Raw genomic sequence first — 9983 nt, 5'->3', positions numbered from 1 at the left:
CTCTCGGCGCATGTCGAGGCGAGCCAGCTGCTGTTCAGGCAGCGCCAGGCCTTCTTCAAGGCGCAGGACATCGTCAAGACGCCTTTCATCATCGGCATCGCCGGTTCGGTCGCGGTCGGCAAGTCGACCACGGCGCGTGTGCTGAAGGAGCTTCTGGCGCGCTGGCCGTCGAGCCCCAAGGTCGATCTCATCACCACCGACGGCTTCCTGCTGCCCAATGAGATCCTGCGCCGCGAGAACCTCATGGAGCGCAAGGGATTTCCCGAGAGCTACGATGTCGGCGCGCTGCTGAGATTCCTGTCCGGCATCAAATCGGCGCAAGGCAGCGTCCGCGCGCCGGTCTACTCGCACCTGACCTATGACGTCATCCCCGGCGAGTTCGTCACCATCGACCGTCCCGACATCCTGATCTTCGAAGGCATCAACGTGCTGCAGCCGGGCAAGCTGCCGAAGGACGGCAAGATCGTGCCGTTCTTGTCAGACTTCTTCGATTTCGCCATCTATATCGATGCCGACGAGAAGCTGATCCACCAATGGTACATCCAGCGCTTCATGCGGCTGCGCGAGACCGCCTTCCGCAATCCGGACTCCTTCTTCCACCGCTATTCGCAGCTTTCCGAGGATGCCGCGCGGGCCATTGCTGAGGGGCTTTGGGCCAATATCAACCTGAAGAACCTGCGCGAGAACATCCTGCCGACCAGGGCGCGGGCCGATCTCATCCTGCGCAAAGGCGCCAACCATTTGATCGAGGAAGTGGCGCTGAGGAAGCTGTGAGGCCGCGCCCGACGCCGGATCGCCATTCTTCACATCTGCGAGGCAGCTCCTTCGCGCCACGATCCAATCTGGATCGCTGAAAATTCGGGACGCGGAAGCCCTCTTCCTTGCGCTATGCCAGACGGAAAATCGCCGGGGCAGTTGCCCCAGAACGGCTGCGCCCTGAACCGCTACGCCAGCGACGGCTTTGCGGAGATTTCAGCCTTCCGGCTTCCCGTCCATATCGTAGACAGCATCCACGCGCGAGAAACAATGGCACCAGGACGGCAACGCAATATCCGCCCCAGGTGAAGTAATGCGTGACGAAAGGCCAGAGCCAGCAAATCGCGAGTATCAGCCGGGGCGGCCTTGACGTCATCGCGGCCAGCATGGCGACAGCGACGGCCAGACCGATCGTGTCGTAGGTGTAGCCGTAGGGCGTGGCAAGGATCGCAAGGACAGCGGTCAGCGCCACGCGTTCCTGATGCGAGACCTGGCGCCCCGGCCGCCAGAGCCAGACCGCTATGGCGATGGAAATGATAGTCGCGACCGCCTGGGCGCCATAGGCGGCGGTTAGCCCGAAGCCGAGCGCCCTCGCCGTGAAGAACAACGTTATCGCATTATACTGATAAGGCTGCGGATAAGGCGCCTCCATGATCGCCGTCATCAAGGGACGGGTTTCGGTCAGGAACAGCCGCCGTTCTGACCGAATATCGAGTTCCAGATAACGGCGGGACTGAGGACGACCGCCAGTTCCACCAGCGCTCCGAGTTTCAGCGGCCGGATTGCCAGCCACAGACACAGAACGGTCCCGAACGTCCAGACCAGATAGGCGGGCAGGATCGGCAGGGTCGCGAGCGGGACGCCGAGCAAGAGGATGTTCGGCGGATAGCTCCATTCCTGATTTGGAAGGTCGGGCGAGAACATGCCGCGCAACGCCGCGCGGTAGGCGTCCGCATCGAAAAGCACGGCAACATGGCCGTCGATGGCCAGGCGGGAGCCGGCCCAGAGATTGGTGAAATCCCAGTAGGGCAGCCTGTGCGATAGCTCGGAAAACCCTCTGCCGTCGAGGTTCCACAACATGCTCAGGTAGACCTCGGCCATCCAGATACCGATCATCGATACGACCGTGACCATTGCCACGTCCAAGAGGCTTCGGGTCCTGATCCAGTTCGGTTCCATGGCGATCTCGATTTGGCAACCGCGCTTGTAGCGTGGGTGTCCTTAAAATCGCGTTGCCCCCGGACATGGTCAGCCAGGCACCGTCACCCGCCGCAGCGTCAGATTGATGCGGCCGCCATTCTTCAACAGCGCCGATGTCGCCGGATAGATGCGATCGACGCCATGGAAGGCGAGGCGCCCCTCGCCGCCGAGCACGACGACGTCGCCGCTCTTCAGCCTGAACGATTTGGTGCCGCCTTCGCGCGTGTTCTGGCCGACCCGGAACAGGCAGTCGTCGCCCAGCGAGACCGACACAACGGGCGCGTCAAAATCCTGCTCGTCGCGATCCTGGTGCAGACCCATCCTGGCGTCCGCCGCATAGAAGTTGACAAGACAGGCCTCGGGCGGATGCGGGTAAGCCGAGACTTCGCGCCACAATTGCAGCAGCGCCTCGGGGATCGGCGGCCAAGGCTCGCCGGTCACCGGATGCGTCGGCTGGTAGCGGTAGCCGCGCTCCTTGTCGGTCACCCAGCCAAGCGCGCCGCAATTGGTCATGCGCACGCTCATCTGCTTGCCGGTGCGCGGCATGGCGGGCACGTAGAGGGGTGCGGCCTGCACCACGCGCCGGATCTCCTTGACCAGCGCTTCCTGGGCGGGGCGAGCGATGTAGCCCGGCATGTGGCGGACGCCTTTGGGCAGAACGAGCATGGATCGATCCGATCAATTGGCCCGAAAGCATGCCACCGAAGGAAGAGTTCCGCGACCCGAAAACGGCCGCTCGTTTCCGGCATGCTGTTCTCAGTCGCTGTCGACGCGACCGCGCAGCTTCTTCACCGTCGACCGGCCTGCCTTGCTCTTGAGGCGGCGCTCCACGGCGCCTTTGGACGGCCTGGTCTTCTTGCGCGGCGGCGGTGGCGGCTCGGCCGCCTTGGCGACCAGCGCGGTCAGGCGCGCCCGCGCGTCGGCGCGGTTCTGCTCCTGGGTGCGGAACCGGCCGGCCTCGATGACGATGACGCCGTCCTTGGTGGCGCGCTGGCCGGCAAGCTTGATCGCGCGGACGCGGACCCGCTCGCTAAGGCCCGAAGCGTTCGCCGCGTCGAAGCGCAACTGTACGGCGGTGGCTACCTTGTTGACGTTCTGGCCGCCCGGGCCGGACGAGCGGATGAAGTCCTCATGCAGGTCGCCCGCATGGATGACCGCTTCGCCTGATATGATGATGTCGTCGTCGCTCGCCATGGAGCACTCATGACGCGACGGCTGCAAAAAGAAAAGGCCCGGCGCAGGGGGCTTCACCGTTTCACGGAAACGGCGAATCCTCCCTGGCTCTCAATGTTGGCGCAATTCCGGACGGAAAACCGTTTTGCACTTTTCCTGGAATTGCGCTGGCCGGGCCCTGGAGGTGAGGACGCTCGAGGCAGCGATTATTCCGCCGCCTCCTGCAGGCGCGGCGCTGCGCCCAGGATGGTGGCGTCGACGTGACGCTCGAACTTCTCGAAATTGGTCGCGAACATGTTGACCAGCTTCGCCGCCTGGCGGTCGTAGCCGGCCTTGTCCGCCCAGGTCGAGCGCGGGTCGAGAATGGCGCCGTCGACACCCGGAACCGCCACCGGCACCTCGAAGCCGAAATTGGCGTCGGTGCGGAACTCGGCCGACTTCAGCGAACCATCGAGCGCGGCGCCCAGAAGAGCGCGCGTCACCTTGATCGGCATGCGGCGGCCGGTGCCGTAGGCGCCGCCGGTCCAGCCGGTGTTGACCAGCCAGCAATCGACCTTGTGCTCGGCGATCAGCTCGCGCAGCAGATTGCCGTATTCCGAGGGATGGCGCGGCATGAAGGGGGCGCCGAAGCAGGTCGAGAAGGTCGCCTCCGGCTCGGTGACGCCCTTTTCCGTGCCGGCGACCTTGGCGGTGTAACCGGACAGGAAGTGATACATCGCCTGCGCCGGGGTCAATTTGGCGATCGGCGGCATCACGCCGAAAGCGTCGGCGGTCAGCATGATGATGTTCTTCGGATGGCCTGCGCGGCCGGTCTTCGAGGCGTTGGGGATGAAGTCCAGCGGATAGGCGCAGCGCGTGTTCTCGGTGAGGCTGCCGTCATTGAAATCCGGCACGCGGCCGGCATCGAGCACGACATTCTCCAGCACCGTGCCGAAGCGCTGCGTTGTGGCGAAGATCTCAGGCTCGGCCTCGGCCGACAGCCGGATCGTCTTGGCGTAGCAGCCGCCCTCGAAATTGAAGACGCCGTGCGGGCCCCAGCCATGCTCGTCGTCGCCGATCAGCGTGCGCGACGGATCCGCCGACAGCGTCGTCTTGCCGGTGCCGGACAGGCCGAAGAACACCGCCGCGTCGCCGGCCGGGCCTTCATTGGCGGAACAGTGCATGGGCATCACGCTCTTTTGCGGCAGCAGGTAGTTCAGCATGGTGAATACCGACTTCTTCATCTCGCCGGCATAGGACGTGCCGCCGATCAGCACGATCTTGCGGATCAGGTCGACCGCGATCACGGTTTCGGTGCGGGTGCCGTGACGCGCCGGATCGGCGCGGAAGGACGGCAAATCGATGATCGTCATGTCGGGGAGGAAGCGCTCGAGCTCCGCGGCTTGCGGGCGGATCAAAAGGTTGCGGATGAAAAGCGAGTGCCAGGCGAATTCGGTGATGACCCGGGTCGGCAGCTTGAGGTCGGCGTCGGCGCCGCCGATCAGGTCCTGAACATAGAGATCCTTGTCCGCCGCGTGGGCGCGGAAGTCGAAAAGCAGCGACTCGAACTGGGCGGGCGAGATCGCCTTGTTGTTGTCCCACCAGACATGCGGCTCGGTCGCCTCGTCGCGCACGACGAATTTGTCCTTCGGCGAACGCCCGGTGTGCTGACCGGTCTCGGCGACCAGCGCGCCTTGCGCGGTCAGCCTCGCCTCGCTGCGCCGGATCGCTTCCTCGTAGAGTTCGGCCGCGCCGAGATTGTAGCGCACCATGCCCGTGGTCTTTAGGCCGATCGCGTCAATAGCGCAGTCGGGGTTGCGTTTGCCGGCTTCCGACATCAAATTTCCTCTCTGGATTTGGCCGCATGTGACGGGGATTTCACTGAGCCCGTGCCGGGGGCTGTCAGGTTCAGAACCAGAAAAGCCGAATGATATCAAATCATTAATCGATTTAAAAAATTTGAAAGTTGTTTAAATCGTTTATATGTGCAAAAAGTCGCGGACGTTGCCCAAAGGATTGGCAGACTCCAATCGTCCAATCCCGTTATGGGTGCGATGGTGTGTAGCGGCAGGCCGCCCGTGACTTCGGACAGGGCCCGTGCCACATTTTGTACCCAATTTGTCCTGCAAAAGCCCCTTCTCGACGACAGAAGGGACAGCTCATGAGGGAGCCGCTTGAAATGGCAACAATCGCGCTTGTCGACGACGACCGCAACATCCTGACCTCGGTGTCGATCGCGCTCGAATCCGAGGGCTACCGGGTCGAAACCTACACCGACGGCGCGTCGGCGCTGGAAGGCCTGGCGGCGCGCCCGCCGAACCTCGCCATCCTCGACATCAAGATGCCGCGCATGGACGGCATGGAGCTGTTGCGCCGCATGCGTCAGAAATCGGACCTGCCGGTGATCTTCCTGACGTCTAAGGACGACGAGATCGACGAATTGTTCGGCCTCAAGATGGGCGCCGACGATTTCATCCGCAAACCCTTCTCGCAGCGGCTCCTGGTCGAGCGCGTGCGGGCGGTGCTGCGCCGGACCAGCGCCCGCGAGGCGGCGGCCAAGGCGCCCGCCCAGCAGGCCCGCTCGCTCGAACGCGGCCAGCTGGTGATGGACCAGGAACGCCATACCTGCACCTGGAAAGGCGAGCCGGTGACGCTGACGGTGACCGAGTTCCTCATCCTGCATTCGCTGGCGCAGCGCCCCGGTGTGGTGAAAAGCCGTGATGCGCTGATGGATTCGGCCTATGATGAGCAGGTCTATGTCGACGACCGCACCATCGACAGCCACATCAAGCGGCTGCGCAAGAAGTTCAAGGCCGTCGACGACGACTTCGAGATGATCGAAACCCTTTACGGAGTCGGGTACCGGTTCCGCGAAGCATGAATAGGCAGTAGTGAGTAGGCAGTAGGGAATAGTCGGTAGTCAGCTTTGAATAGTGCGAGCGGCCGGTTATGCCAGCTGCGGTCCCCGCCAGCCACTGCTCTATTCCCTACTGCCTACTGCCTACTCACTACTCACTAATTAACCAGGGCCTGCTATTCGATGGCAGTGGAAGTAGAGCGAGGCAGACGGGCGGGCGCGGCAAGGCGTCCGCCGCGGATCGTGCCCGCCTTCGTGTCGAGAATCACGGTGCCGATGCGCCGGTTTCTCGGCCATCACATCTTCTCCAGCCTGACGAGGCGCATCCTGTTCCTCAACCTGGCCGGCCTTGCCGTGCTGGTGACCGGCATCCTCTACCTCAACACCTTTCGCGACGGCCTGATCGACGCTCGCGTCGAGAGCCTGATGACGCAGGGCGAAATCATCGCCGGCGCGATCGCCGCCTCGGCGACGGTGGAAACCGATTCGATCAGCATCGACCCGGAAAAGCTGCTCGAGCTGCAGGCCGGCGAGAGCCTGGGGCCCGGATCGGACCAGCTCGACAATCTGGACTTCCCGATCAACCCCGAGCGCGTCGCGCCGGTGCTGAGACGGCTGATCTCGCCGACGCGCACCCGCGCCCGCATCTATGACCGCGACGCGAACCTCCTGCTCGACTCCCGGCATCTCTATTCGCGCGGCCAGATCCTGCGCTACGACCTGCCGCCCGTCGACGACGAACAGCCCGCCCTCGTGGAGCGGGTCGAGAAGTTCATCTTCGACTTCTTCCGCAACAAGGACCTGCCCGTCTACCACGAGCAGCCCGGCGGCAATGGCGCGGCCTTCCCGGAGGTGGTCAAGGCGCTGACCGGCAGCCCTTCGACCATTGTGCGGGTGAGCGAGCAGGGCGAGCAGATCGTCTCCGTCGCGGTGCCGATCCAGCGTTTTCGCGCCGTGCTGGGTGTGCTGATGCTGTCCACGGAAGGCGGCGATATCGACAAGATCGTCGCGGCCGAGCGCAAGGCGATCCTGCGCGTGTTCGGCGTCGCGGCGCTGGTCACCGCGATCCTTTCGATGCTTCTGGCGTCCACCATCGCCAATCCGCTGCGGCGGCTTTCCGCCGCCGCCGTCAGGGTGCGGCGCGGCGTCAAGAACCGCGAGGAAATACCGGACTTTTCCGACCGGCAGGACGAGATCGGCAATTTGTCCATCGCCGTGCGCGACATGACCAATGCGCTTTACGCGCGCATCGAGGCGATCGAAAGCTTCGCCGCCGACGTCTCGCATGAATTGAAGAACCCGCTGACATCGCTGCGCAGCGCGGTCGAGACGCTGCCCTTGGCGAAGAACGACACGTCTCGCGCGCGTCTGATGGAGATCATCCAGCACGACGTGAAGCGGCTCGACCGGCTGATCACCGACATCTCCGACGCCTCCCGTCTCGACGCGGAGCTGGCGCGCGAGGACGCCGGAACCGTGGACCTGAAGAAGTTCATCACCGATCTGGTCGCGGTCTCGCGCGAGACCACGCGCAACAAGAAGGCTGTCGAGATCGAACTCAAGGTGGCCAAGCTGCCGACCGGCGCCAAGGGCTATTACGTTGTCGGCCATGATCTGAGGATTGGCCAAGTCATCACCAACCTGATCGAGAACGCGCGCTCCTTCGTGCCCGACGAGCACGGCCATATCGCGATCTCATTGGCGCGCGCTGGCAAGTTCAACATCATCACCGTCGACGACAACGGCCCGGGTATCCGGGCCGAGAACATCGACCGCATCTTCGAGCGCTTCTACACCGACCGGCCGGCCGGCGAGGCGTTCGGCCAGAACTCTGGTCTCGGGCTGTCGATCAGCCGCCAGATCGTCGAGGCGCATGGCGGCACGCTGACGGCCGAAAACATCCCCGGCACCAAGCCCGGCGAGATCAAGGGCGCGCGTTTCGTGGTGACGCTGCCGGCGGAAGGCTGACGCTAGCCGAACATGCCGGACACCGCCGCGAAGCCCCTGAATATCCACGGGACGGCCCTCCTGATCGGCGAGCGCGGCGTGCTGATCACGGGGCCGTCCGGCGCCGGCAAGACGACGCTGGCGCTGGCGCTCCTCGATCATTGCCGAACCCGCGGCATGTTTTCCCGGCTGCTGGGCGACGACCAGCTGTTCGCCGCCGCGCATGGCGGGCGGCTGGTGTGCCGCGCGCCGGCAAGCATCGCGGGACTCTGCGAGGTGCACGGCATCGGGCCGCGGCCGTTGGCCTTCGAGCCGGCCGCCGTGATTGACCTTGTCGTTCGGCTTGTCGAGCCGGCCGATATGGCGCGGCTGCAAGACGAAGCCACCGAGACGATCGAGGGTTGCCGGCTGCCCCGCATCGACATCACCCGGCAAAATGTCACCGCCGCGCTGCCCATGCTGATGGCGCGGCTGGCGATCCAGCCTTTTTCATGATCCGGCCGGGGTTTTTTGCTGCGATGCGTCAAAATGGCCCAAGCCGCCGCAATTTTGGGCTTGTCAACCGGCCGTGCGTCGACAAGATAGCGCTCCCGCCGCCTGGAATGGCTGGCGAACATAATATACGCCTGTGAAGCGGCGATGACGGGAGCCACCAGAGAATGATCGGACTCGTGCTCGTGACGCACGGTCAACTCGCCACCGAGTTCCGGCATGCCGTAGAACATGTCGTCGGGCCGCAAGACAATTTCGAAACCGTGGCGATCGGCGCCGACGACGACATGGAGCAGCGCCGGGCCGACATCGTCGACGCTGTGGCGCGCGTCGACACCGGCGCCGGCGTCATCGTGCTAACCGACATGTTCGGCGGCACGCCCTCCAACCTCGCCATCTCGGTCATGGAATCCGGTCGCACCGAGGTCATCGCCGGCATGAACCTGCCGATGCTGATCAAGCTCTCCTCGATCCGCAAGGGCGACAACATGGCCGCCGCGCTCGATGAAGCGCAGGCGGCGGGCCGCAAATACATCAACGTCGCCAGCCAGCTCCTGAGCAGCAAATGAACGCACCGGCGCAGCAGACGGACGAGGTTGTGCGGGAGTTCCCGATCATCAACCAGCGCGGCCTGCATGCGCGCGCTTCGGCGAAATTCGTCCAGGTTGCCAGCGGCTTCAATGCCACCATCCATGTCGAGAAGGACGGCGTGAAGGTCGGCGGCACCTCGATCATGGGCTTGATGATGCTGGCGGCGAGCCCGGGCTATTCGATCCGCGTGATCGCCAGCGGCCCGGAAGCCGTGCCGGCCATGGACGCGCTGGAGCAGCTGGTCGCCTCGCGTTTCGGCGAGGAAATCTAGTTCCCGGCCTCACATTTCGCGCCTCGAAGACATGCGCGCATAAAGATTTCTTTATGTCCCATTGTCGTATCGCGGCCGATCTGCTAGTCAGGCCGGCAACCGCGCCCTTCCATGCGCCTCCCGGCGCCGGCGCGCATTGAGAAAATCACACCGGAGCACTGCCATGACGGGTAGCAAGGACTATGTGGTCGCCGACATCTCGCTTGCCGGCTGGGGCCGCAAGGAGATCGAGATCGCCGAAACCGAAATGCCGGGCCTGATGGCCTGCCGCGAGGAGTTCGGCGCCAAGAAGCCGCTGAAGGGCGCGCGCATCACCGGCTCGCTGCACATGACGATCCAGACGGCGGTGCTGATCGAGACGCTGAAGGCGCTGGGCGCCGACATCCGCTGGGCATCGTGCAACATCTTCTCGACGCAGGACCATGCGGCTGCGGCGATCGCCGAGGCCGGCATTCCGGTCTTCGCCATCAAGGGCGAGTCGCTCCAGGACTATTGGGATTACACCGACCGCATCTTTCAGTGGACCGATGGCGGCACATCCAACATGATCCTCGATGACGGCGGCGACGCCACCATGTATATTCTGCTCGGCGCGCGTGCAGAGGCCGGCGAGGACGTGTTGTCCAATCCCGGCAGCGAGGAGGAAGGGATCCTGTTCGCGCAGATCAAGAAGCGCCTGAAGGCCTCGCCCAGCTTCTTCACCAAGCAGCGCGAAGC

General features: G+C 64.1%; 12 protein-coding genes. 7 read left to right on the top strand and 5 right to left on the bottom strand.

Features of this window, described 5'->3' with window-relative positions:
* Positions 1–774, top strand: a 774-nt coding sequence (coaA, locus tag EOA27_RS09255; RefSeq protein WP_127255999.1) for a type I pantothenate kinase, incomplete at its 5' end; no start/stop codon positions are given.
* Between the two features lie 112 nt (positions 775–886).
* Here coaA and EOA27_RS09250 read toward each other — a convergent pair.
* The 5 genes from EOA27_RS09250 to EOA27_RS09225 form a co-directional block, all read right to left on the bottom strand.
* Positions 887–1420, bottom strand: coding sequence for a hypothetical protein (locus EOA27_RS09250; protein WP_127409911.1), 534 nt, complete (start codon positions 1418–1420; stop codon positions 887–889).
* A 17-nt stretch (positions 1421–1437) separates the two neighbouring features.
* Positions 1438–1857, bottom strand: coding sequence for a glycosyltransferase family 87 protein (locus EOA27_RS09245; protein ID WP_189353963.1), 420 nt, complete (start codon positions 1855–1857; stop codon positions 1438–1440).
* Positions 1858–2004: 147 nt separating this feature from the next.
* Complete coding sequence (locus EOA27_RS09240) at positions 2005–2622, bottom strand: alpha-ketoglutarate-dependent dioxygenase AlkB (protein WP_126080102.1); 618 nt, start codon at positions 2620–2622, stop codon at positions 2005–2007.
* Positions 2623–2712: 90 nt separating this feature from the next.
* Entirely contained in the window at positions 2713–3150 is a 438-nt protein-coding gene (gene arfB / locus EOA27_RS09235) for an alternative ribosome rescue aminoacyl-tRNA hydrolase ArfB (protein WP_126080103.1), read from the bottom strand.
* 185 nt (positions 3151–3335) lie between these two features.
* The gene (locus EOA27_RS09225) at positions 3336–4946 is read right to left on the bottom strand and encodes a phosphoenolpyruvate carboxykinase (protein ID WP_126080105.1); all 1611 of its coding nucleotides are present in this window, start codon (positions 4944–4946) and stop codon (positions 3336–3338) included.
* A gap of 341 nt (positions 4947–5287) precedes the next feature.
* Here EOA27_RS09225 and EOA27_RS09220 point away from each other — a divergent pair, with 341 nt between their 5' ends.
* From EOA27_RS09220 to EOA27_RS09190, 6 genes are all read left to right on the top strand, one after another.
* A complete protein-coding gene (locus tag EOA27_RS09220) occupies positions 5288–5989 on the top strand; it encodes a response regulator transcription factor (protein ID WP_095819116.1) in 702 nt (233 codons plus the stop codon).
* 159 nt (positions 5990–6148) lie between these two features.
* Positions 6149–7933, top strand: a complete 1785-nt coding sequence (locus EOA27_RS09215) for a sensor histidine kinase (protein WP_126080106.1) — start codon at positions 6149–6151, stop codon at positions 7931–7933.
* Between the two features lie 12 nt (positions 7934–7945).
* A complete protein-coding gene (locus tag EOA27_RS09210) occupies positions 7946–8407 on the top strand; it encodes an HPr kinase/phosphorylase (protein WP_126080107.1) in 462 nt (153 codons plus the stop codon).
* Between the two features lie 164 nt (positions 8408–8571).
* Positions 8572–8973 carry a PTS sugar transporter subunit IIA gene (locus tag EOA27_RS09200; protein ID WP_027166957.1) on the top strand — a complete coding sequence of 134 codons (402 nt, stop codon included), beginning with the start codon at positions 8572–8574 and terminating at the stop codon, positions 8971–8973.
* The gene (locus EOA27_RS09195; protein WP_126080108.1) at positions 8970–9266 is read left to right on the top strand and encodes an HPr family phosphocarrier protein; all 297 of its coding nucleotides are present in this window, start codon (positions 8970–8972) and stop codon (positions 9264–9266) included. Before EOA27_RS09200 ends, EOA27_RS09195 begins: the two co-directional genes overlap by 4 nt.
* 163 nt (positions 9267–9429) lie before the next feature.
* Positions 9430–9983, top strand: a 554-nt coding sequence (locus EOA27_RS09190) for an adenosylhomocysteinase (protein WP_145970298.1), incomplete at its 3' end; no start/stop codon positions are given.

It is taken from the genome of Mesorhizobium sp. M2A.F.Ca.ET.037.01.1.1 (assembly GCF_003998075.1).
Taxonomy (GTDB): domain Bacteria; phylum Pseudomonadota; class Alphaproteobacteria; order Rhizobiales; family Rhizobiaceae; genus Mesorhizobium.
Note: the sequence above shows the minus strand (reverse complement) of the source record. Positions and strands in the feature narration are given on the sequence as shown.

Excerpts from the sequence above, each read along its gene's own strand:
- EOA27_RS09250 (WP_127409911.1), bottom strand. The coding sequence starts at position 1,420 with ATGACGGCGATCATGGAGGCGCCTTATCCGCAGCCTTATCAGTATAAT.
- EOA27_RS09245 (WP_189353963.1), bottom strand. The coding sequence starts at position 1,857 with ATGGCCGAGGTCTACCTGAGCATGTTGTGGAACCTCGACGGCAGAGGG.
- EOA27_RS09240 (WP_126080102.1), bottom strand. The coding sequence starts at position 2,622 with ATGCTCGTTCTGCCCAAAGGCGTCCGCCACATGCCGGGCTACATCGCT.
- arfB (WP_126080103.1), bottom strand. The coding sequence starts at position 3,150 with ATGGCGAGCGACGACGACATCATCATATCAGGCGAAGCGGTCATCCAT.
- EOA27_RS09225 (WP_126080105.1), bottom strand. The coding sequence starts at position 4,946 with ATGTCGGAAGCCGGCAAACGCAACCCCGACTGCGCTATTGACGCGATC.
- EOA27_RS09220 (WP_095819116.1), top strand. The coding sequence starts at position 5,288 with ATGGCAACAATCGCGCTTGTCGACGACGACCGCAACATCCTGACCTCG.
- EOA27_RS09215 (WP_126080106.1), top strand. The coding sequence starts at position 6,149 with ATGGCAGTGGAAGTAGAGCGAGGCAGACGGGCGGGCGCGGCAAGGCGT.
- EOA27_RS09210 (WP_126080107.1), top strand. The coding sequence starts at position 7,946 with ATGCCGGACACCGCCGCGAAGCCCCTGAATATCCACGGGACGGCCCTC.
- EOA27_RS09200 (WP_027166957.1), top strand. The coding sequence starts at position 8,572 with ATGATCGGACTCGTGCTCGTGACGCACGGTCAACTCGCCACCGAGTTC.
- EOA27_RS09195 (WP_126080108.1), top strand. The coding sequence starts at position 8,970 with ATGAACGCACCGGCGCAGCAGACGGACGAGGTTGTGCGGGAGTTCCCG.